22 protein-coding genes are annotated in these 21928 nt (G+C 66.4%); 12 read left to right on the forward strand and 10 right to left on the reverse strand.

What is annotated here, in order from left to right; translation table 11 throughout:
* Window positions 1–22: 22 nt before the first annotated feature.
* The 5 genes from ACQY4V_RS09110 to ACQY4V_RS09130 all read right to left on the reverse strand — a co-directional run bounded on the left by ACQY4V_RS09110 (window position 23) and on the right by ACQY4V_RS09130 (window position 4727).
* On the reverse strand, window positions 23–427 hold the full coding sequence (locus ACQY4V_RS09110; protein ID WP_428516730.1) for a RidA family protein: 405 nt from the start codon (window positions 425–427) through the stop codon (window positions 23–25).
* Between the two features lie 147 nt (window positions 428–574).
* Window positions 575–1363: an FAD binding domain-containing protein gene (locus ACQY4V_RS09115; RefSeq protein WP_428516732.1), complete on the reverse strand. Its 789-nt coding sequence runs from the start codon at window positions 1361–1363 to the stop codon at window positions 575–577.
* 11 nt (window positions 1364–1374) lie between these two features.
* On the reverse strand, window positions 1375–3738 hold the full coding sequence (locus ACQY4V_RS09120; RefSeq protein ID WP_428516734.1) for a xanthine dehydrogenase family protein molybdopterin-binding subunit: 2364 nt from the start codon (window positions 3736–3738) through the stop codon (window positions 1375–1377).
* Window positions 3739–3785: 47 nt separating this feature from the next.
* The gene (locus ACQY4V_RS09125) at window positions 3786–4235 is read right to left on the reverse strand and encodes a VOC family protein (RefSeq protein ID WP_428516736.1); all 450 of its coding nucleotides are present in this window, start codon (window positions 4233–4235) and stop codon (window positions 3786–3788) included.
* A gap of 6 nt (window positions 4236–4241) precedes the next feature.
* The gene (locus ACQY4V_RS09130) at window positions 4242–4727 is read right to left on the reverse strand and encodes a (2Fe-2S)-binding protein (protein WP_222450477.1); all 486 of its coding nucleotides are present in this window, start codon (window positions 4725–4727) and stop codon (window positions 4242–4244) included.
* A gap of 223 nt (window positions 4728–4950) precedes the next feature.
* On the opposite strand from ACQY4V_RS09130, the gene ACQY4V_RS09135 reads away from it, so the two are divergent.
* Window positions 4951–5292 (forward strand): ArsR/SmtB family transcription factor, encoded by a 342-nt coding sequence (locus tag ACQY4V_RS09135; RefSeq protein WP_428516738.1) that lies wholly within the window; start codon window positions 4951–4953, stop codon window positions 5290–5292.
* Window positions 5289–5720 carry an SRPBCC family protein gene (locus tag ACQY4V_RS09140; RefSeq protein WP_428516740.1) on the forward strand — a complete coding sequence of 144 codons (432 nt, stop codon included), beginning with the start codon at window positions 5289–5291 and terminating at the stop codon, window positions 5718–5720. The genes ACQY4V_RS09135 and ACQY4V_RS09140 overlap by 4 nt, the downstream gene beginning before the upstream one ends.
* Before the next feature lie 34 nt (window positions 5721–5754).
* On the opposite strand, the gene ACQY4V_RS09145 is transcribed toward ACQY4V_RS09140, so the two are convergent.
* The 5 genes from ACQY4V_RS09145 to ACQY4V_RS09165 all read right to left on the reverse strand — a co-directional run bounded on the left by ACQY4V_RS09145 (window position 5755) and on the right by ACQY4V_RS09165 (window position 12490).
* Window positions 5755–6750: a molybdopterin-binding protein gene (locus tag ACQY4V_RS09145; RefSeq protein WP_428516742.1), complete on the reverse strand. Its 996-nt coding sequence runs from the start codon at window positions 6748–6750 to the stop codon at window positions 5755–5757.
* On the reverse strand, window positions 6747–7715 hold the full coding sequence (locus tag ACQY4V_RS09150; RefSeq protein ID WP_428516744.1) for an XdhC family protein: 969 nt from the start codon (window positions 7713–7715) through the stop codon (window positions 6747–6749). The genes ACQY4V_RS09145 and ACQY4V_RS09150 overlap by 4 nt, the downstream gene beginning before the upstream one ends.
* Window positions 7716–7875: 160 nt before the next feature.
* Window positions 7876–10083: an OmpA family protein gene (locus ACQY4V_RS09155; RefSeq protein WP_428516746.1), complete on the reverse strand. Its 2208-nt coding sequence runs from the start codon at window positions 10081–10083 to the stop codon at window positions 7876–7878.
* 123 nt (window positions 10084–10206) lie between these two features.
* Window positions 10207–11463: a vWA domain-containing protein gene (locus ACQY4V_RS09160; protein ID WP_428517205.1), complete on the reverse strand. Its 1257-nt coding sequence runs from the start codon at window positions 11461–11463 to the stop codon at window positions 10207–10209.
* A 118-nt stretch (window positions 11464–11581) separates the two neighbouring features.
* Window positions 11582–12490, reverse strand: a complete 909-nt coding sequence (locus ACQY4V_RS09165) for an AAA family ATPase (protein ID WP_428516747.1) — start codon at window positions 12488–12490, stop codon at window positions 11582–11584.
* 186 nt (window positions 12491–12676) lie between these two features.
* Here ACQY4V_RS09165 and ACQY4V_RS09170 point away from each other — a divergent pair, with 186 nt between their 5' ends.
* From ACQY4V_RS09170 to ACQY4V_RS09215, 10 genes are all read left to right on the forward strand, one after another.
* Complete coding sequence (locus ACQY4V_RS09170; RefSeq protein WP_428516749.1) at window positions 12677–13642, forward strand: phosphoadenosine phosphosulfate reductase; 966 nt, start codon at window positions 12677–12679, stop codon at window positions 13640–13642.
* Between the two features lie 42 nt (window positions 13643–13684).
* Window positions 13685–14722 (forward strand): dihydroorotase, encoded by a 1038-nt coding sequence (gene pyrC, locus ACQY4V_RS09175; RefSeq protein ID WP_428516751.1) that lies wholly within the window; start codon window positions 13685–13687, stop codon window positions 14720–14722.
* Window positions 14723–14821: 99 nt separating this feature from the next.
* Window positions 14822–15724: a histidine kinase dimerization/phospho-acceptor domain-containing protein gene (locus ACQY4V_RS09180; RefSeq protein ID WP_428516753.1), complete on the forward strand. Its 903-nt coding sequence runs from the start codon at window positions 14822–14824 to the stop codon at window positions 15722–15724.
* Window positions 15688–16077, forward strand: a complete 390-nt coding sequence (locus tag ACQY4V_RS09185; protein WP_428516755.1) for a sensor histidine kinase — start codon at window positions 15688–15690, stop codon at window positions 16075–16077. Before ACQY4V_RS09180 ends, ACQY4V_RS09185 begins: the two co-directional genes overlap by 37 nt.
* 58 nt (window positions 16078–16135) lie before the next feature.
* Window positions 16136–16810 (forward strand): orotate phosphoribosyltransferase, encoded by a 675-nt coding sequence (locus ACQY4V_RS09190; protein WP_428516757.1) that lies wholly within the window; start codon window positions 16136–16138, stop codon window positions 16808–16810.
* Between the two features lie 292 nt (window positions 16811–17102).
* Window positions 17103–18605, forward strand: coding sequence for a replicative DNA helicase (locus ACQY4V_RS09195; protein WP_428516758.1), 1503 nt, complete (start codon window positions 17103–17105; stop codon window positions 18603–18605).
* Window positions 18606–18666: 61 nt separating this feature from the next.
* Window positions 18667–19707, forward strand: coding sequence for an alanine racemase (alr, locus tag ACQY4V_RS09200; RefSeq protein WP_428516760.1), 1041 nt, complete (start codon window positions 18667–18669; stop codon window positions 19705–19707).
* Complete coding sequence (locus tag ACQY4V_RS09205) at window positions 19704–20489, forward strand: MlaE family ABC transporter permease (protein WP_428516762.1); 786 nt, start codon at window positions 19704–19706, stop codon at window positions 20487–20489. Before alr ends, ACQY4V_RS09205 begins: the two co-directional genes overlap by 4 nt.
* Window positions 20486–21232, forward strand: coding sequence for an ABC transporter ATP-binding protein (locus tag ACQY4V_RS09210; protein WP_428516764.1), 747 nt, complete (start codon window positions 20486–20488; stop codon window positions 21230–21232). The genes ACQY4V_RS09205 and ACQY4V_RS09210 overlap by 4 nt, the downstream gene beginning before the upstream one ends.
* Before the next feature lie 150 nt (window positions 21233–21382).
* The gene (locus ACQY4V_RS09215; RefSeq protein ID WP_428516766.1) at window positions 21383–21883 is read left to right on the forward strand and encodes a paraquat-inducible protein A; all 501 of its coding nucleotides are present in this window, start codon (window positions 21383–21385) and stop codon (window positions 21881–21883) included.
* The last annotated feature ends 45 nt before the right edge of the window (window positions 21884–21928 follow it).

Here is a 21928-nt window from a genome sequence, read left to right on the forward strand (position 1 = left end):
AGTCGCGCTCATACCGCAAGGCTCAGGGCCGGCCTCTTGCGACCACGGCATCCACCTCGATCTCGACCAGCCATTCGGGGTTCACGAAACGGCTTACCGCCATGATCGTGTCGACCGGTCGCGACTCCCGGCAATATTCCTTGCGTGCCTCGATGGCGTCGCGCCAGGTGTCGATATCGGTCAGGATCACGCGGGTGCGCACGATATCGTGCAAGCCCGACCCCGCATCTTCCAGCGCCCTCTTGATGATTTCAAAGCACTGGCGCGTCTGGGCGCGGACATCGCCTATCCCCACGGTCTTGCCTGCCTCATCCACGGGCGCCGTGCCGCCGACGGCGATGAAATCACCCACCCGCACCGCACGGCTGAAGCCCACGATCTCTTCCATCGGGTTGCCGTTCGAGATCAGTTGCCGTTTTTGTGCCATTCCCTCAAGACTCTCTGTTGCCACGCCCCGGACAGGTCCTCGCGCAAGGCCCAGATCCTCCCTGTCCGCGACACCGAAAAGGCGCGGAGCAGGAAAAAACCCGGACCGCAGGGGGCCGGGTTTCGTTATGTCCAGGGCAGAGGTGGCTCAGGCCGCCTCTACCGCCCGCTTGGTCATCACCGCCACCAGATGCGCGCGATACGCCCCCGATCCGTGCAGGTCGGAAATCATCCCGTCCGCCGGCACCGACAGGCCGTCCAGCGCCGAGGCCGAGAAATTGCCGCCCAGCGCCTCTTCGGCCTCGGTCCAGCGGAACACGCCCTCTTCCGACGCGCCGGTGACCGCCACGCGCACGCCATCGGCGAACTTCGCCACGAAGACACCCACCAGTGCAAAGCGCGACGCGGGTTGCTCGAACTTCTGGTAGTTGGCTTTCTCCGGCACCGGGAATTTCACCTCGGTGATGATCTCGCCCTCGTTCAGCGCGGTTGCGAACATGCCGTCGAAGAACTCATCGGCCGCGATCTCGCGCTCATTGGTCACCACCGTCGCGCCCGAGGCCAGCACCGCCGCCGGATAGCAGGCCGACGGATCGTTGTTGGCGAGGCTCCCGCCGATGGTGCCCCGGTTGCGCACCGCCGGGTCGCCGATGTTCTGCGCCATCCAGACCAGCGCCGGATAGGCCCCCGATCCCGCCGCCACATCGCCGTGGGTCGTGCCCCCGCCGATGCAGATGCGACCCTCATCATCGGTGCATACGCCCTTGATCTCGTCGATCCCGCTCAGGCAGACCAGCATCTCGGGCGCGGCCAGCCGCTGCTTCAGCGTGGGGATCAGGGTTTGCCCGCCCCCCAGCGCCTGGTTCTCGTCGCTCTGCTTCAAGAGCTTCACCGCGTCGGCCACGGTGCTCGGGCGTTCGATTTCGAATGCGTACATTGTCTCTCTCCTTACCCTTGCATCGCGGCCCAGACGCGCGACGGCGTCAGCGGCATGTCGATATGCTTCACGTCATGGCCTGCCCGTTGCAGCGCATCCACCACGGCATTGACCACCGATGGTGGCGACCCGATCGCGCCCGCCTCGCCGCAGCCTTTCACCCCCAGCGGGTTGTGCGTGCAGGGCGTCTGGCAGGAATGGTCGACCTGGTAGAACGGCACGTCATCGGCACGCGGCATGGCGTAGTCCATGTAGGACGCACTCAGAAGCTGGCCGTCGGCATCGTAGGAGGTCTGCTCCAGCAGCGCCTGCCCGATCCCCTGCGCCAGTCCGCCATGCACCTGCCCCGACACGATCATCGGGTTGATGACATTGCCGAAATCGTCGGCGGCGGCAAAGCTCTCGATGGTGACCTTGCCGGTTTCCGGGTCGACCTCCACCTCGCAGGCATAGGCGCCCGACGGGTAGGTGAAGTTCGCCGGGTCATAGAACGCGGTCTCCTCCAGCCCCGGCTCGATCTCCTCCAGCGGATAGTTGTGCGGCACGTAGGCCGCCAGCGTCACGTCGCCCCAGGCCACCGACTTGTCGGTGCCCGCGACGGTGAACTGGCCGTCCTTCAGCTCGATATCCGCCTCCGACGCCTCCAGCAGGTGCGCGGCGATCTTCTTTGTCTTGGCGATGATCTTCTCGGTCGCCTTGACCATTGCGGACCCGCCCACTGCGATGGACCGCGAGCCATAGGTGCCCATGCCCATCGGCGTGTTGGCGGTGTCGCCATGCTCGATCTCGATCATGCTCTCGTCGATGCCCAGCATGTCTGCCACCACTTGCGGAAAGGCGGTTTCGTGCCCCTGCCCGTGGCTGTGGCTGCCGGTCATCACGGTGATCCCGCCGGTGGCATTCACCCGCACGGTCGCGGATTCGTACAGGCCCGCCCGCGCGCCCAGCTGCCCCACCAGGTTCGACGGCGCGATCCCGCAGGCCTCGATATAGCAGTTCACGCCAAGCCCGCGCAGCTTACCCTTGGCCTTGCTGTCTTCCAGCCGCTTTTGGAAACCGTCCTTGTCGATGATCTCCAGCAGCTTGTCCATCGTGGCGTTGTAATCGCCCGTGTCGTATTCCACCGCCACTGGCGTCGCATAGGGGAACTCGGTGATGAAGTTCTGCCGGCGCAACTCGATCGGATCCACCCCCAACTCCCGCGCCGCCTTGTCGATGACGCGCTCCAGCTGGTACGTCGCCTCTGGCCGCCCGGCCCCGCGATAGGCATCGACCGGCACGGTATTTGTAAAGACCGCCTTCACGTTCACATAGATATTGGGCGTCTTGTAATTGCCAGCCATCAGCGTGCCATGCAGCCACGTGGGGATGCTCGGCGCGAAGGTCGACAGATAAGCGCCCATGTTGGCATAGGTTTCCGTACGCACGGCGGTAAAGTTGTTCTCGGCATCCAGCGCCAGTTCGATCTTGGTCACGTGGTCGCGGCCATGGGCGTCACTGATGAACGCCTCCGAGCGCGTACAGGTCCATTTCACCGGCCGGTTCAGCTTTTTCGCGGCAAAGGTGCAGAAGGCTTCCTCAGCATAGTGATAGATCTTCGACCCGAAGCCGCCACCCACATCGGGCGCCACCACCCGCAGCTTGTGCTCGGGTATGCCCAGCACGAAGGCGCCCATCAACAGGCGGATCACGTGCGGGTTCTGCGACGTTGTATAAAGCGTGCTGTCATCGGTGCCACGGCTGTAGTCGCCCACCGCCACGCGCGGCTCCATCGCGTTCGGGACCAGCCGGTTGTTCACCAGCTCCAGCGTGGTCACGTGTGCGGCGTTCTTGATCGCCTCCTCGACCGCGCCCTTGTTTTCCTCGACGAACCCCCAGTCGTAGCAAAGGTTGCTCGTCAGGTCGTCATGCACCTTGGTGGCCCCGTCCTGCAGCGCCTCCTTCATGTCCATGACAGCGGGCAGGTCGGTGATGTCCACCTCGATCGCCTCGGCGGCGTCGCGCGCCTGGTCGCGGGTCTCGGCCACGACGGCGGCGATGGGATCGCCCACATGGCGCACCTTGCCCTGCGCCAGCACCGGGTGCGGCGGCTCCTGCATGGGCTCGCCATGGCGGTCCGTCACCTGCCAGCCGCAGGGAATGCCCCCCACCTCGGCGAAATCTGCGCCGGTGAAGACCTTGATCACCCCGGGCATGCCCTCAGCGGCGCTGGTGTCCACGCTGTTCAGCGTACCGTGTGCGACGTCCGAGCGCAGGAAATGCACATAGGCCTGTCCCCGCAGGTTGATGTCGTCGGTATAATTGCCGGCCCCCGTCAGGAACCGTACGTCCTCGCGCCGCTTGGAACTGGCGCCGATGCCACCATCTTTGGGCATGTGTTAATCCTCCCATATTGGCGGGCGCAATGGCCCGATCCTGTTGTTTAGGCCGCGGCCGCTTCCAGGGCCGCAATCTCGATTTTCTTCATCTTGAACATGGCCGCCCGCACCGCCTCGGCATCCGGGCCTCCCTGCAATTCCAGCAACCGGCGCGGCACGATCTGCCAGCTGACGCCGAACCGGTCGGTCAACCAGCCGCACAGTCCCTCCTCGCCACCGTCGCTCAGCTTGTTCCACAGGTGATCGGTTTCCGCCTGATCCTCGGTCAGAACACTGATCGACGCCGCGGGCGTCAGGGTAAAATGCGGCCCCGCCTGCAAGAACTGATACGGCACGTTCGCCAGTGTCAGCTCCACCACGACCACGTCACCATCGACCTCGCTGACCTCGTCGATCCGGCTGTCGGGCACCAGAGTCACGTAGAACTCCGCCGCCTCCCTGGCGCGGTCGTGAAACCAAAGGCATGTGCGCAGCTTGGGGGGACCGGTCAGCATCCGGGTCTACTCCGCCGCAATCCCTGTCACGTCCTGTCCCGACGCCGCCAGGATCGCCTTGACGATGTTGTGATACCCGGTGCAGCGGCAGATATTGCCCTTCAGGTACTCGCGCACCTCCGCCTCGGTCGGGCTCGGGTTGTCCTTCAGAAGGGCCTCCGCCGACATCACCATGCCGGGCGTGCAGAACCCGCATTGCAACCCGTGAAAGTCCTGGAACGCCTTCTGGACAGGGGTCATGGTGCCGTCCTCCGCGGCCATCCCCTCGATCGTGGTCACCTCGGTGCCCTCGGCCTCGGCCGCGAAGATCGAGCAGGCCTTCACCGCCTTGCCGTCCACATGCACCACGCAGGCCCCGCACTGGCTGGTGTCGCAGCCCACATGCGTGCCCGTCAGGCCCAGCGTATCTCGGATAAAATCGACAAGTAGCGTGCGTCCTTCCACCTCGCCGGACGCAGGCTTGCCGTTCACGGTCATCTTGACCTGTGCCATCGGCTCCTCCCATTGGCTTTTCTAATTGGCTGACTGGAGTTAAACACGCCGCCCCCCACTTGAGAAGGCACTTTCTGTCGCGCCACCCCCCTGCCTTCGTCGTACTTGCGGGCGTCCTGCCGACGCGCGGTTTCCGCGCGCGGATCGCTCCGGCCCGCAGCAGACGCGCCCTATCATTCACCTATTTGGTTGATTGATGGCCTGCGCCGTATTATTCACCCTTATGGTTGAACAAGAATCACAGCACCGACTGACCGATATTTTCAAGGCCGCAGGCGACCCCACCCGCCGGTCCATCCTGACGCTTCTGGCGCAGCATGGCCCGCTCCGGGTGACCGACATCGCCGCGTATTTCGACATGAGCCTCAATTCCGTCTCCAAGCACATCAAGGTGCTCGAAGGCGCGGGGCTGGTCACGCGCCGCACCGAATGGCGCGAGCACCTGATCGAATTGCGGATCGAGGAACTGGCCCATGTCGACCGCTGGTTCCGCGACTTGCGTTCGATCTGGGCCCTCCGACTGGAGGCGCTCGACACTCTGCTCACACAGGAGACCGACCCATGACTGCCACCGAAAAAGACCTCACGCTCACCGTCGAACGCGTGATCGACGCCACGCCCGAACGCCTGTTCGACGCATGGCTCGACCCCGACACCATGAAACGCTTCATCTGCCCCGGCGAAACCGTCGTGCCCCGCGCGTCCTCGGACGCGGTCGAGGGCGGGCGGTTCGAAGTGATCATGCGTAACGGCGACAAGGACCTGCCCCATACCGGAACCTACAGGGAAATCGACCGGCCCAACCGGCTGGTCTTCACCTGGGAAAGCCACGCCTCACGCGATGACAGCGAGGTGACGATCACCTTTACCCCCGGTCCGGGCGGCACACGCGTGCAACTGACACAAGTCCGCTTCGTCAGCGAAGAGCAGCGCGAAGGCCATCGCTGGGGCTGGACCGGCATCCTCGAAAAGCTGTCGCAACTGGACGGTTGAATCCAGGCGCCGGGCGGCCCCCTGCCCGGCGTTCCTACCCGGCCTGTTTTCGCTGGCGCGGCTGCGGACGCGTCGGGATTTCCTTCAGCAGGCCACCGACGCCCATCGCCGCGAAATCCGCGTCCCCGATCGGCACGCCGCAGGCGGTCCGCGCCAGCACCCAGTCCACCCCGTGCAACACCGGCGACCGGGCGCTGTTGGGCAACCCGATCACGGGCCGCTCTCCCAGCCGCCCGGTGAACAGCAGGTTGCCCGGATCGACCGGGATGCCGAACCGCGCCACCGTGCCGCCCGCGCGGCGCAGCGCCTCGGGGCCGGTATCGCGCACGTCGGACGTTGCCGATCCCGTTAGCACCAGGACCACCTCGCCGCTTGCCGCCGCCATGGCCTCGGCCAGCGCCGGCACCTCGTGCGGGCAGCTCAGCGTCTGTTTCAGGCGCATCCCCAGGCCTGCCAGCCGCGTGCGGATCGCCTCGACCCCGCGCAGGCCCGGCCCGTCGGCCGTGTCGCTGACGATCAGGCTCGCCGTGTCGTATCGCGGGCTGTGCAGCCGGATCGCGCCCCGGGCCGCCTCCGCCGCGCGGTCCAGCGCCTCTGCCGCCACCCCGTAGGCGATGATCTTGACCGTCGCCACCATCCCGCCGGGATGAGTCTGGAACCACGGCGCGACGGTGGCCAGCGTGATCATCGGATCCAGCATGTTGGCCGCCGTGACCTTGGCCGCGTCCACCTCCACCACGCCGGGCGCCTCGGCCACCAGGTTGACCCGCCCCGTGAACGCCCGGCTCGGCGACAGGCCCGCGGCCCCGTCCAGCACCGCCTTGGCCAGCCGGGCGGCGGCGGCATCCTCGTGCACGTCGCCCGCGTCCAGGATCGCCACGTCGACGCTCTCCAGCCCCGCCGCGCGCAGCCGGGCGATATCCGCCTCCGCCAGCACCTGCCCCTTGCGCAGCCGCCCGTCCGGCAGGTGCTCGCTATGCGCCAGGATCGCGCCCGCCGCCCGGTCCAGCGGAACCGGTCCGAACCTCATCCGCCTTTCCTGAGCACATGCGTCACTTCGGCCAGGATCGCCACGGCAATCTCGGACGGCCCCGCCGCACCGATATCCAGCCCCACCGGGCCATGGATGCGCGCGATCTGGCCCGCATCAAAGCCTTTCGCCTCCAGCCGCGCCACCCGCTTGGCATGGGTCCGGGTCGAGCCCAGCGCCCCGATGTAAAAGACATCCGATGCCAGCGCCGCCTCCAGCGCCGGATCGTCCAGCTTGGGATCGTGGGTCAGCAGCACCAATGCCGTGCGTGCATCGAGGCCATAGGCCGCCACGGCCTCGTCCGGCCAGTCGTGCAGTATCGTCTCTCCGGGAAAGCGCGTGTCACTGCCAAAGCTTTCGCGCGGGTCGATCAACAGCGGATCGTACCCCGCCACACGGGCCATCGGCACCAGCGCCTGAGCGATATGCACCGCGCCCACGATGATCATCCGCAAGGGCGGGTTGTGGATCGCCACGAAGGTGGTCCCATCCTCCTCGAACCCCGAACGGTCGGCGCGAAAGCGGTCTTCATAACCCTCGCGCAACAGCCTGCGCTCGGCCTCCATGCCGGTCACATAGGCCACCGGCACCCGCGCCTCGCGTGTCAGCACGAGGTCCTTCAGGGTCTCCACCGGCATCACGCTGCCCACGGGCTCGACCAGAACCCGGATCGTGCCGCCGCAGGCCAGCCCCACGGCAAAGGCATCGCCGTCGCTGACCCCGTATTCCAGCATCACGGGCGCGCCGGCCTCGATGGCATCCAGCGCCTCGGCGACAACGGCACCTTCGACACAGCCGCCCGAGACCGAGCCCTCGATCTCGCCCTCCCCCGAAATGGCCAGCTGGCTGCCCACGCGCCGGGGCGCGCTGCCCCAGGTCTCAACGACAGTGGCCAGGGCCGCGCCCTTGCCGGCCTCGAACCAGGCCAGCGCGGTTTCGGGTATGGTGTCGAAACGGTCGGACATGCCGTCAATATGGGCCGGGCACACCGCTTTCACAAACGCAATTTCGGCAAGCTATGACCCCAAGATTCTTCGTACGAAGAATCTCGGGCGTCGCGCACAAAAAAGACCGCCCCCCGCAATCCTGCGGAGGGCGGCCGCGTCGGTCCCCCGGCGACAACGCTTAGCTGTCGTTCAGAAGCCCGGTGATGTTGCGGACCGCCGCGCGGCGGTTCTCGCGGATGTCACCGGCCTGGCGGATCTTCAGGTCGGATTCGCCGTAGCCCTGCACGATCATGTTCGCCGGCGGCACGTCGAAATACTCGGTCAGCGCCAGGGCCACCGATTCCGCCCGGCGGTCCGACAGCGCAAGGTTGTTGCTGGCCGGCCCGACCGTGTCGGTGTGACCTTCGATCAGGAACACCTGGCGCGGATCTTCCGAGATGGACTCCCGCATGGCGTTGCCCAGCACCGAAAGCGCCTTGGCCTCTTCCGGCCGGATGACGGCGCTGCCGGTCTCGAAATTCACCGTGTCCAGTGCAATCACCGGCACCTGGTGGCGCACGGCGTCGACGAAGCGCACCTGGTTCAGCGAAAAGCGGCGCGCGGTCGGCGTATCCCGCGTGGCCAGGATGGCCTGGCGCAGCTCGTCTTCCGATGCGTTGGCATATTCGTATTCCTGCGCGCGGGTGTCCGACAGTTGCTGCACGTTCACCGCCTCGACCTGGCGCGTGTCATCGAAAAGCACCACCTGGTCGCCATTGGGATAAACCTGCGTGCGGCGCAGCACGCGGCCATCGGCAGCCCGCACGGTGATGGTCTGGCTGCCATCCTGGGCCGTTACGGTGCTACGGGTCGAGCCATCGTCGAAGGTCTGGACCCGCACGTCGCTGCCCGGACGGCGCAGAAGCGCGTCGTCATCCTTGATGATGCGATACCGCCCGTCGCGCTCGACCACGACGCGGTCGCCACTGTTGGACACGACCGTGCCGCCGTCATCGGTCACCTGCCCGATCGCGTATGCGCCCAGACCGACGGCGGCAGCGGCGGTCAGGATGTTGCGCAGGTTCTCGTCGCGGTCGTCGCTCGTCACAGGGGTGCCTGCGGCGGGCGCGTTCTGGGTGTTGGCCTCGGTCTGCGCATTGCCGCCCACCGTCGTCTCGAACTCCTCGTCCGAGGACCGCGTGTTCTCCTCGGTCAGCGTCACCTCTTCGCTGTTCACGGCTTCGGCGTCGTCACTGGCAGCAGCAACGTTAGCGGCCTGCTCCTCGACCTGGGCCGCGGCTTCGGCCTGTGCCTCTGCCTGTTCGACCGGGTCTTCGTCGATCTGCGGCTCGGGCTGCTCGGTGGCGGCCTGGTCCGCTGTCTGTTCTTCGCCAGTCTGTTCTTGGCCCGTCTGTTCCTGGCCCGTCTGTTCCTGGCCCGTCTGTTCCTGGCCAGTCTGTTCTTCGCTGCCGGCAGCCGTGTCGGTGTCGGTCTGTTCCGCTTCAAGCGCCTGCTCCAGCTCGGTTGCGTCCTGCTCCGCCGCGTCGGCAGCCTCGCTAGGGTCGGCGCTCTCCTCGGCCTCGGCTCCGGCTTCGCTTCCCGCCTGCTCGGCCTCAAGCGCCTGCTCCAGCTCGGTTGCATCCTGCTCGGCCGTCCCGGAGGCATCCTCCGTCTCGGCGCCTGCCTCGGCCTGCGCGGCGGCCTCGGCCTCGTTTGTCTCGGGCTCGTTGGCCTCAGCCTCGGTGGTCTCCTCGGCGGTATCGGCAGACCCGTCGGCCTGCGCCTCTGCCTCGGTCTCGGCTGTTGCCTGCGCCTCGGCTTCGGCCTGCTCGGCCTCAAGCGCCTGCTCCAGTTGCTGCGCATCCTCTTCGACGTTCTCAGCCGTCGACTCAGTAGCCTGCTCGGCCTCTGCCTGCGCCGCATCGGCCTCGGCTTGAGCGGCGGCGTCCGCTTCCGCTTGCGCCGCGGCATCTGCTTCGGCTTGCGCAGCGGCGTCTGCTTCGGCTTGCGCAGCGGCGTCCGCTTCGGCCTGCGCCGCGGCATCTGCTTCGGCTTGAGCGGCGGCATCCGCTTCGGCCTGCGCTTCGGCCTCGGCGGCTTGCTGCTCTGCTTCGGCCTGCTCTTCGGCGGCCTGCGCGGCCTGGGCTGCCTCGGCTTCAGCAGCCTCTGCAGCGGCCTCGCCCTCGGCTTCGGCGGCCTCGGCGGCGTTTTCGACCTCCTCGGCTGCTTGCGACAGCACCGACTCGTCGCCATTCGGCTCGGTCGTGTCGACATCGGCTTGCGCGGTGCGATACGTTCCTTCCTGCGCCTCCTGCAAGGCCGTTTCGGCCGCCAGCGGCAGCGGTGCGGTCTGGCCGATCGCCAAAGCGAGGGCCGCGGTCGTCGATGTCAGGGTCAGTCTACGCATGTCTCTCTCCCAGAATTCGGATGCCCCGCGCTTGCGTGGCTACCCTCCCCAACGTTGGGGGTGCATGGGGGGTTCCCGACACCGGGGCGTAAAATCGGCATGGCGCCGCCGATCGGCCCGGGCTCATAGCTGTTGCATAAGGCGCGTTTTCTCGCCGGCATCGTCGCGCCGGCTGATGACGGCGGCAAGATCTTCCAGCGTGGCGATGGAATGACCGGCGCGAAACGCGTCGACATGGGGCAGCATCGCCTTGATCCCCGCCGCCTTGGGCGCGAACCCGTCCCAGCGTAGCAGCGGATTCAGCCAGATCAGCCGCCGCGCCGACAGGTGCAGGCGCTGCATCTCGCGGCTCAGGTCCGCGGTCCCGTCCCGGTCCAGCCCGTCGGTGATCAGCAGCACCACCGCGCCCTGCCCAGTCACCCGGCGTGACCAGTCGCGGTTGAACTGGTGCAGGCAGTCCCCGATCCGGGTGCCGCCTTCCCAGTCCTGCGCCTCGGCGCCGGCGGCGGCCAGCGCGGCATCGACGTCGCGCGTGTCCAGGTGGCGCGTGATGTTGGTCAGCCGCGTGCCGAAGGTGAAGGCATGCACCTTGGCCCAGCCCGCCCCCTTCTGGTTGGCCACGGCATGAAGAAAATGCAGGACCATCCGGCTGTACTGGCTCATCGAGCCGGAAATATCGCACAGCACCACCAGGTTCGGCCAGCGCGGGCGCGGTTTCTGCAGGTGGATCCGGCGCATCTCGCCGCCCCGCCGCATCGCCGCGCGAAGCGTCCTGCGCGCATCGACCCGGTGGCCGGCGTGGCTGGGCATCCCCCGGCGCGACGCAAAGGGCTTCACCGGCAGGCTGAGCTTTGCCAGCATGCGCTTGGCCTGCGCGATCTCGTCGGTGCTCATCTGCTCGAAATCGAGGGTCTTCAGCCGCTCGTCGCGGCTCATGGTCAGCGACGCGTCGATCTCGATCTGCGTCTCTTCGTCGTCCCCTTGCGGCTCGGCCTCGGGGATGTCCGGCTCGATCCCGTCCAGCAGCGCCTCGGCCGCGCGTTTTTCGGCCGCCTGTGCCGTGCGATCTTCCTGCACGCCGCGAATGGCGGGGAGCATCATCGCCATCATGTGCTCCATGTAGCGCGGGTCGCGCCAATAAAGGCGAAAGATCTGGGCAAAGACCGCCCGGTGCTCGGGACGGCTGACAAAACAGGCCCTCAGCGCGTAGAAGAAATCGGACCGCGAGGTGAACCCCGCCGCCTCGACCGCCCGGATCGCGTCGATCACCCGCCCCGGCCCCACCGGCACCCCGGCCTTGCGCAGGGCACGGGCGAAATGGGTGATGTTGTGGCCGAGCCTGGGATGTTCTGGGAGGTCGAGGTCGGGGTATTCCATCAGGCACCGGCGCGGGCGCAGCGGCCCCGAACGCAGGTTGGATTGGGGGCCAGCCCCCAAACGCAGGTCGGATTGGGGGCCAGCCCCCAAACCCCCGGGATATTTAAGGCCAGAGGAAGACTCACGCCGGCTCCAGCCCCGCCTTGGCCTCGTCGAGGATGCGCTTGGCCTCGGAGCCCTGCAATTTCTGGATATCGTCCTGGTATTTCAGGATCGCGCCCAGCGTGTCGGCGATCACCTCGGGGCTGAGGCTGATCACGTCCAGCGCCAATAGGCACTTGGCCCAGTCGATGGTCTCGGCCACGCCCGGTTTCTTGAACAGGTCCTCGGTGCGCAATTTCTGGACAAAGGCCACCACCTCGCGGCTGAGCGTCTCGGCGGCCTCCGGCGCGCGGGCCTGCAGTATCTCGATCTCGCGGTCGAAGGTCGGGTAGTCGACCCAGTGGTACAGGCACCGCCGCTTCAGCGCGTCATGCACCTCGCGCGTACGGTTCGAGGTCAGCACGGCAATGGGCGGCTCGGGCGCCGCAATCGTCCCCAGCTCGGGGATCGTCACCTGGAAATCGCTCAGCGCCTCCAGCAGGAACGCCTCGAACGGCGCGTCGGTCCGGTCCAGCTCGTCGATCAAAAGCACCGGCGCGCCACCCTCCTGCGGGCGCATCGCCTGCAGGAGCGGCCGCTCGATCAGGAACTCCTCGGTGAACAACTCGTCTGTCAGCCTGTCGCGGTCGACGCCGCCGGTAGCCTCGGCGGCGCGAATGGCGATCATCTGCTCGGCGAAATTCCATTCGTAGACCGCGCTCGACGCATCCAGCCCCTCGTAGCATTGCAGGCGGATCAACCGCCGCCCCAGCCCGGCGGCCAGCGACTTGGCGATCTCTGTCTTGCCGACGCCGGCCTCGCCCTCCAGGAACAGGGGCCGGCCCAGGCGCAGCCCCAGGAACACCACCGTCCCCAGGCCGCGCCCGCAGACATAGCCCTCCCGAGCCAGCATGGCCTGCACGTCGTCTATGGATGTCAGATCGGTCATCGCGGCTCCCTTTCGCCGCAGAACTGCACGGGTTTGTCGCGCCGTCAAGGGCCGCGCCAGCCGCGCCGTACGTTGCCGCCCCCAAGAAACCCCACCAATTCTCCAAAGTTTCGCCGTTTTTGCTGCCTAGCTTGCCGGTCAATCACCCGTGCGAAACGGGGCTTTTTCGAGTATTGAGGACCGAGCATGTGCGCAGATACCCCCAAGGCGCTGGAGGCGTCCCTGTCCGGGCTGGACTGGGAGGACTGGCTGGACCGTCTGGACGATGTCACCGATGCCGATGGCTATGTCGAGCGGCTGGGGGCGGACCATGCGGCGATCTTCATCGAGCACAAGCCGACCCTCCTGGTGACCTTCGAATCGTTCTCCAGCCTGCGCGTGGTCTCCCCCGAGGCCCGGCCGATGGGCTGGGATCTGGCGCGCGCGCTCGGCTGGTCGCATCTCTGCCTCGCCAGCAAGACCGACAGCTGGTTCCGCGAGGGCCGCGTCTATGGCTATTTCGACCGGCTCGTCGATGACGGCTTCTTCGAGGAGTTCGACCAGGTGATCTTTTACGGCGCCGGCCCCGCGGGCTATGCCGCCGCCGCCTTCTCGGTCGCGGCCCCCGGCGCCAGGGTGCTGGCGATCCAGCCGCAGGCCACGCTCGACCCGCGCATGACCGAATGGGACGAACGGTTCCGCCGACGCCGCCGGCTCGATTTCACCAGTCGCTACGGCTATGCCCCCGACATGCTCGACGCGGCCGACCGCGCCGTTATCCTCTACGATCCGGACATCGAGGAGGACGCCATGCATTCGGCGCTCTTTGCCCGCGCCAACGTGATGCGCTTCCGGATGCGCTTCATGGGTCCGCGGCTGGACCGCAGCCTGATGCGCATGAACATCCTTCTGCGCATCATCGCCCGGTTCAGCGCGGGCAAGCTCGACACCGCGTCGCTCGCCCTGCTCTACCGCGCCCGCCGGACGGACGTGCCCTACCTCAAGTCCATCCTGGCCCGGCTCGAAGATGACGGACGGCTCTACCTCACCGCGCGGCTGGCGCAGGCCGTGATGCGCGAAACGCCTGGGCCGCGGTTTCGCCGCGCGATCCGCGCCGCCTACCACAAGGCCGAGGAACAGGGCGTGGCCATGCCGCCCCGCGAAATCGACTGAGGCTCTGGCACAGGCGCGCGCGCTGTTGTAATGCCTTCGGCCATGAGCCGGACCCTGACCCTTCCCCGCCCCGATGACTGGCACCTGCACCTGCGCGACGGCGCGGTGCTGCGCGCGGTCCTGCCCGAAACCGCGCGCCATTTCGGCCGCGCCATCGTCATGCCCAACCTCGTGCCGCCCGTCGTGACCGGGGCCGAGGCCGCCGCTTATCGCGACCGGATCATGGCCGCCTTGCCCAACGGCATGGACTTCACCCCGCTGATGACGCTCTATTTGACCGAGAACACCGATCCGGATGACGTGGCCGCGGCCCACGCGTCGGGCCTGGTGACAGCGCTCAAGCTCTACCCGGCGGGCGCCACGACCAACTCCGCCTCCGGCGTGCGCGACTTCGACCGCGTGCGCCCGGTGCTGGAACGGATGGCCGAAATCGGCATGCCGCTCTGCGTGCACGGCGAGGTCACCGACCCCGAGATCGACATCTTCGACCGCGAGGCGGTGTTCATCGACCGCGTGCTCGATCCGCTGCGCCGCGCCACGCCCGGCCTGCGCGTCGTGATGGAACACATCACCACGCGCGACGGTGTCGATTACGTGACATCCAACCCCGAAAACCTTGGCGCCACCATCACCACGCACCATCTCATCATAAACCGCAACCACATCCTCGTGGGCGGGATCAAACCGCACTATTACTGCCTGCCCGTGGCCAAACGCGAGGAACACCGCCTTGCGCTGCGCGCCGCCGCGACGTCCGGCGACACACGCTTCTTTCTCGGCACGGACTCTGCCCCCCATGTCGACTCGGCCAAGGAAACGGCCTGCGGCTGTGCGGGCTGCTTCACCGCCACCAACACGCTCTCGATCTTGGCTGAAGTGTTCGAACAGGAGAACGCCCTCGACCGCCTCGCCGGCTTCGCCTCCGAACATGGGCCCGCCTTCTACGGCCTGCCTGTCAGCACCGACACGATCACGCTCACCAGGGGCGACCCGGTCGCCTATCCGCCACGGATCGACACCGACGACGGCCCCGTCACCGTCTTCGACCCCCAGATGCCGCTGCACTGGCGCGTCACGTGACGCTCTCGCGGTCGAATTTGACTGGCGACACGCGCGCGGGCGGCTAAGGTACGACCGTCTGCGGGCCATGGGCGTGTCATGTCGGAACACAATTCGGAAATGAATAGAATCCTCTGCATCGCGCGGAGCATCGCGGGCGAAACCGGTCACCGGCTACTGGCGCGCCTTGTCGAAGCGCTCGGCCAGCATCTCGAGGCGTCCTTCGTCGCCATCACCTATGCTGAAGGAGAGCCCCCGAACCGCGCCCGGATTGTGTTCGCGGTCGAGGAGGACGCAAGTATCGAAACCTTCAGGTATGATCTCAATGAAACGCCCTGCGCGCGGGTCTATCGCGGCGAGACAGTGACAATTCCCTGCGACCTTGCCAGCCTCTATCCCAAGGAAGCCGAGTACGAAGGCTATATCGGCATTCCCTTGCGCGACACTGCCGGGACCGTCCTGGGCCACCTTCTGGTTCTGTCCAAAGACGTCATCCGCGACCCCGAACTGGCCACGGCCATCGTCCAGATCTTTTCCGTCCGCGCGGAGGCGGAGCTGAACCGCCTTGTCGAGGAACGGACCAGGCAGAAACTGATCTCGGATCTGGCCGCGCTCAACACCCGGCTGCAAGGTGGCTATGCCCGCCTGCGCCGCGAAAGTATCCAGAAAACCGGCCTGATGGGCCTGATCGCCCACGATCTGCGCAGCCCCCTTTCGGCGATCCTATCGCAGGCAGAACTTGGCCGGGCGCGCCTCGCCGCCGCCAACAACGATCCCGACAAGCTCGACACCGGGTTTCGCAAGATCATCGACAACGCCGATCGGATGGTCGGCCTGATCAAGGCCACGCTTGAGCGCGCGCGCCACGACAGTGCGGCCATTCAGACAGCGCCGAGCCTTGCAGCTTGCCGGGCCTCGTCCGGATCGCAGTCGAGGCCAACCTTTCCGAGGCCACGCGCAAGGGCATCGCGCTGGACGTCGCCACCATGTCCGACATCACTGCCGAGGTCGATGACGCCCTGATCGTCTCGGCCATCGACAACCTGATCAGCAATGCGCTGAAATACACACCTTCCGGCGGACAGGTCCGGGTGACCGTGTCGACGGCAGACGACACCGCGCGGATCAGCGTCACCGACACAGGACAGGGCCTGACAGACAGCGACCTCGAACGCGCCTTCGGCCGGTTTCAACGCCTCTCGGCCACGCCTACGGGCGGCGAACCCTCCATCGGCCTCGGTCTCGCCAACGTCCGCGAAATCGCACAGGCCCATTGTGGCAGCGTCCATGCGGAAAGCGAGGGGCGCGACCGGGGCAGTTGCTTCAGCCTCGTCATCCCCCTTTTCCGCCCTGCGTCGCCTGACGCACCGACTTGAATATCGACGCCAAGACAGGATAACCGTCAGCAAATTCAATCGCCGGAGCGCGCCGCCCATGATCCCCTCGACCTACCCCAGCCAAGATGAAATCGCCCGCCTCACCGCCCGGATGCTGCTGGAGATCGAGGCAGTCCATTTCAACGCGGACGAGCCCTTCACGCTGGCCTCGGGCCTGCCCAGCCCGACCTATATCGACTGCCGCAAGCTCATCTCCTTCCCGCGCATCCGGTCCACGCTGATGGACTTCCTGACCGTCACCGTGATGCGCAATGCGGGTTTCGAGGCCTTCACCAACATCGCCGGCGGCGAGACCGCGGGCATCCCCTTCGCCGCGCTGGTGGCCGAACGCATGGCCCTGCCGATGACCTACGTGCGCAAGAAACCAAAGGGCTATGGCCGCAACGCCCGGATCGAGGGCGCCATGACCGACACCGACCGCGTTCTGCTGGTCGAGGACCTGACCACCGATGGCGGCTCCAAGCTCAGCTTCGTCGATGCCATCCGCGACACCGGCGCCAGCTGCGGGCACACGGCGGTGATCTTCTACTACGGCATCTTTCCCGAGACCGAGAAGACCCTGGGCGACCACGGCGTAGCGCTGCATTACCTCTGCACCTGGCGCGACGTGCTGGAAGAGGCCCGCGCGCAGGGCAGCTTCGACGCCGCCACGCTCGACGGGGTCGAATCGTTTCTCGACGATCCGCGCGCCTGGCAGGCCGCCCGCAGCTAGGCGGCCCCGAGTCGCCGGCGGCGTCCCCCCGGACAACCCCGTTCGTAAAATTTTTTTAACGTTGTGATGACGCAACGTTAGCGTGTATCTCGGGCCGCACGGCAACGAAATCTTGACGCTGGGGCCATCAGGGGGGCAAAATATTGTAGCTTGAGGATATCCACAGAGTATCCACACAAAGATACAAGTTGCCACCGCGCAGGCCGCCTCGCTAAGACACCGCCCTACCGGGGCAGAGCGTGATCGGGGCCATCGCGCCGCAACCCGGAACCAGAGCAGTACGGGGAAAGAAATGAACGAAGTTGCGACCATCAACGCGTCCGGCACACCGGCCGTACAGGACGCGCCGGCACCGGATGCCCTGCCGCACTCGACTGAGGCCGAACAGCAGCTTCTGGGCGCGATCCTGACCAACAACGACATCTACGACCGGGTCGCCAACCTGATCGGACCGCAGCATTTCTACGACCCCGTCCACGCCCGCATTTACGAGACCGCCGCCGCCCGCATCGCCAAGGGCAACCTCGCGTCGCCGGTGACGCTCAAGACCTTCCTCGAAGATGACGAGGGCCTTAAGGAGCTGGGCGGTCCGGCCTATCTCGCCCGCCTCGCCGGCGCCGCCATCTCGGCCTTCGCCGCGCGCGACTACGCCCAGATGATCTATGACATGGCGATCCGGCGCGAGTTGATCGGGCTTGGCCACGACATTGCCGGAAAGGCCCAGCGCGCCGAGGTCGACCTGGAACCCCGCGACCAGATCGTCGAGGCCGAACAGAAGCTCTACAAGCTCAGCGAACAGGGCCAGTCCGAAACCGGATTTCAAAGCTTTCTCAGGGCCGTAACCGACGCTGTTAACGTGGCCAACGCCGCCTACCAGCGCGACGGCGGCCTTGCCGGCATCTCCACCGGCCTCGTCGACATGGACAAGAAACTGGGCGGCCTGCACAAGTCCGACCTTCTGATCCTCGCCGGCCGCCCCTCGATGGGCAAGACGTCGCTGGCGACCAACATCGCCTTCAACATCGCCAAGGCCTACAACCGCGGCACGCTCCCCGACGGGTCCGAAGGCGCGGTCGAGGGTGGCGTCGTCGGCTTCTACTCGCTCGAGATGAGCGCCGAACAGCTGGCCGCCCGTGTGCTGTCCGAGGCCGCCGAGGTCCCCTCCGAGCAGATCCGCCGCGGCGACATGACGGAAACCGAGTTCCGCCGCTTCGTCGAGGCCGCCAAGACCCTCGAATCCTGCCCCCTTTACATCGACGACACGCCCGCCCTGCCCATCTCCCAGCTGGCCGCGCGTGCCCGGCGGCTGAAGCGGACGCACGGGCTGGACGTTCTGATCGTCGACTACCTTCAGCTCGTGCGCCCCGCTTCGGCGAAGGACAGCCGCGTCAACGAGGTCTCCGAGATCACCCAAGGCCTCAAGGCCATCGCCAAGGAACTCGACATCCCCGTCATCGCCCTGTCGCAGCTCTCGCGCCAGGTCGAGAGCCGCGAGGACAAGCGCCCGCAGCTTTCTGACCTGCGCGAATCCGGCTCGATCGAACAGGACGCCGACGTGGTGATGTTCGTCTTCCGCGAGGAATACTACGCCGAGCGCGAGAAACCTTCCGACGACAAGCTCGAGGAAATCGCCTCCTGGCAGGAACGCATGGAACGCCTGCACGGCCGCGCCGAGGTCATCATCGGCAAGCAGCGTCACGGCCCCATCGGCACCGTCGAACTCAGCTTCGAAGGCCAGTTCACCCGCTTCGGCAACCTTGCCAAACCGTGGCAGCAGGACGGCACGGAATTCTGAGGCTGCGTCATGCCCGCCTTTGGGCTTGACCCCCCGTCCCATCCGGTCAAAACCACGGCCCATGAGTAGTACCGGCAAGCTTACCATCGACCTCGACGCGCTCGTCGCCAACTGGCGCGCGCTCGACGCGCAGACCGCCGTGGAAACCGCCGTAGTGGTCAAGGCCGACGGCTATGGCCTCGGCATGGACCGCATCGCCCGCGCGCTGGCCCGCGCCGGGGCTCGCACCTTCTTCGTGGCGGTCCCCAAGGAAGGCGTCGCGCTGCGCCAGGCGCTCGGCCCCAAGCCGGACATCCACGTCTTCTCGGGCCACATGGCCGGCGACACTGACATGATTTCGGACCTGGGCCTCACGCCAATGCTCAACTCGACCGATCAGATCATCCGCCATCTCGAGGCGCTGCCCGGCCACCCCTTCGGAATCCAGCTCGATTCGGGCATGAACCGCCTGGGGATGGAGCCCGCCGAATGGGCCGCGGTGCGCGACATGGTGCTGGCGGCGAGTCCCGTGCTGCTGATCTCGCACCTCGCCTGCGCCGACGATCCCGACCATCCGATGAACGCGCAACAACTGGCCGCCTTCCGCGAGATGACCGACGGCACCGGCGTGCCCCGCTGTTTCGCCCAGACGGGTGGCATGCTCCTGGGCCCGGAGTATCACTTCGACATGTGCCGCCCCGGCATCGGTCTCTATGGCGGCCTGCCGTTCGAAACGGCCCGCCCCGTGGTCACGCTCGATTTGCCGGTGATCCAGACACGCATGCTGGAGGTCGGCGAGACGGTCGGCTACGGCAACACCTTCACCGCCACGCGCGAGACCCGCATCGCCACCGTCTCCTCGGGCTATGGCGACGGCATCCACCGCATCATGGGGCCCAAGACCGTGCTTTACGCCGACGAAACCTCATGCCCGGTCGCGGGCCGCATCTCGATGGATTCGATTTCGGTCGACATCACGGACCTGGGCCATGACCCCAAATGGCTGCGCATCTTGGGCGAAGATCAGACCGTGGACGACCTCGCCGACAACGCCGGCACCATCGGGTATGAGATCCTGACCGCGATGGGCGCCCGCTACGACCGCCTCTATACCGGCGGATGACGCTGCTCCTGTCGCCCATCGCCGCGCTCGGGCGCAACACGCTGGCCGCGCTGGCGATGCTGGGGCGGATCACGCTATTTGCCCTCTCGACCTTCAGCCATATCCTGCGCCCGCCTTTCTATCCGCGCGAGGTGTTCAACGCGCTGATGCAGGTGGGCTGGCTGTCGCTGCCCGTGGTGGGCCTCACCGCCATCTTCACCGGCGGCGCGCTGGCCTTGCAGATCTACTCCGGCGGCGCGCGCTTCAATGCCGAGGCCGTGGTGCCCCAGATCGTCGCCATCGGCATGGTGCGCGAGCTTGGCCCCGTATTGGTCGGCCTGATGATCGCCGCCCGCGTGACCTCTTCGATCGCCGCCGAGATCGCCACCATGAAAGTGACAGAGCAGATCGACGCGCTCGTCACCCTCTCGACCCACCCGATGAAATACCTCGTCGCCCCCCGCGTGCTGGCGGCCCTTATTACCGTGCCGCTGCTGGTCGGCGTGGGCGACATCATCGGCATCCTCGGCGGCTATACCGTGGGCGTACAGAACCTCGGCTTCAACGCCGCCACCTATATCCAGAACACCGTCAACTTTCTCGAACCGCTCGACATCATCTCCTCCCTCGTCAAGGGCGCGGTCTTCGGCGTCATCGCCGCCGTCATGGGCTGCTATTACGGCATGAACTCCGGCCGCGGCGCACAGGGCGTCGGCCGCGCCACCAAGGGCTCGGTGCAGGCCGCCGCCATCCTGATCCTCGCCGCCAACTTCCTGCTGACGGGGGTGTTCTTCTCGGTATGATCGAGCTTTCGGACGTCCATAAGGCCTTTGGGCAAAACCACGTCCTGCGCGGCGTGAACCTGTCGATTCCCAAGGGTACGTCGATGGTCATCATCGGCGGCTCGGGCACGGGCAAGTCCGTGATCCTGAAATGCATCCTCGGCCTTATCCAGCATGACAGCGGCCTCATTACCCTCGACGGCCAGGACGTCACCACCGGCGACCGCGACGCCTTCCTCGCCCGCTTCGGGATGCTCTTTCAGGGCGGTGCCTTGTTCGATTCGCTCCCCGTCTGGCAAAATGTCGCTTTCCGCCTTTTGCGCGGCTCGCTCAAGCGCCCTTGGGCGCAGGCGCGCGAGATCGCCATCGAGAAACTGCGCCGCGTCGGCCTCACCCCCGAGCAGGCCGACAAGTACCCCGCGGAACTCTCGGGCGGCATGCAGAAACGCGTCGGGCTGGCCCGCGCCATCTGCGCCGAGCCCGAGATCATCTTCTTCGACGAGCCCACCACCGGCCTCGACCCGATCATGTCCGGCGTCATCAACGAGCTCATCCGCGAGATCGTAGTGGAAATGGGTGCCACCGCCATGACGATCACGCACGACATGACCTCGGTGCGCGCCATTGCCGACAACGTCGCCATGCTCCACGGCGGCAAGATCCGCTGGACCGGTCCGGTGGCCCAGATGGATAACTCCGGGGATCCTTATCTCGAACAGTTCATCACCGGCTCCGCCGAGGGGCCGATCGAATCCGTCCGCTGACCGTCCGCCAAAACCTTTCTCAAAGGTTTTGGCAAAAGTCTTCTCAAGACTTTTGCCCCACGCATCGCACCCCGAGGCTCTGTTTCCCCCTGCGCTTGCCCCGGCCTCTCGCACCCCTTACCTCTGGGTCATACCCACCCAAGGCCTTTCATGCTCAAATACCTCAACCTGACCCTGCTGGTCCTTTTCCCCATCGCCTGGTTCGCCCCGCTGATGCGCGCCGGTCTCCTGCCGCTCTTCGGCCTCTCGGAAATCTCCGTCATCACCGGGCTTCAGTCCCTGTGGGACAGCGACGTCTTCCTCGCCCTCATTGTCACCTTCTTCGCCCTCTTCGCGCCTTACGTGAAGACCATCGGCCTCGCGCTCATCCATTTCGGCCTTTTGCGGCGCAAGACCCTGCCGGTCCTGCACATCCTAGGAAAACTCGCCATGGCCGACATCTTTCTCATCGCGCTCTACATCACCCTCTCCAAGGGCATCGGCGTGGGCCGCATCGAGACCGCCTGGGGACTCTACCTCTTCACCGGCTGCATTCTCGCCTCCCTGGCCATCGGGCATCTCACCGAAAAGCCCGGCCGCGTCGTCGCCGAAACGGAAACAATTCCCCGCGATCAAAGGGGATTGTCCCGCGATCCTCCCGAAATGCCTTAAATTTACTGTAGGTGATTTCGCTTTCTCGGCGTAAACTTGCCGATA

Source organism: Roseovarius sp. (assembly GCF_965277045.1).
Classification (GTDB): Bacteria; Pseudomonadota; Alphaproteobacteria; order Rhodobacterales; family Rhodobacteraceae; genus Roseovarius.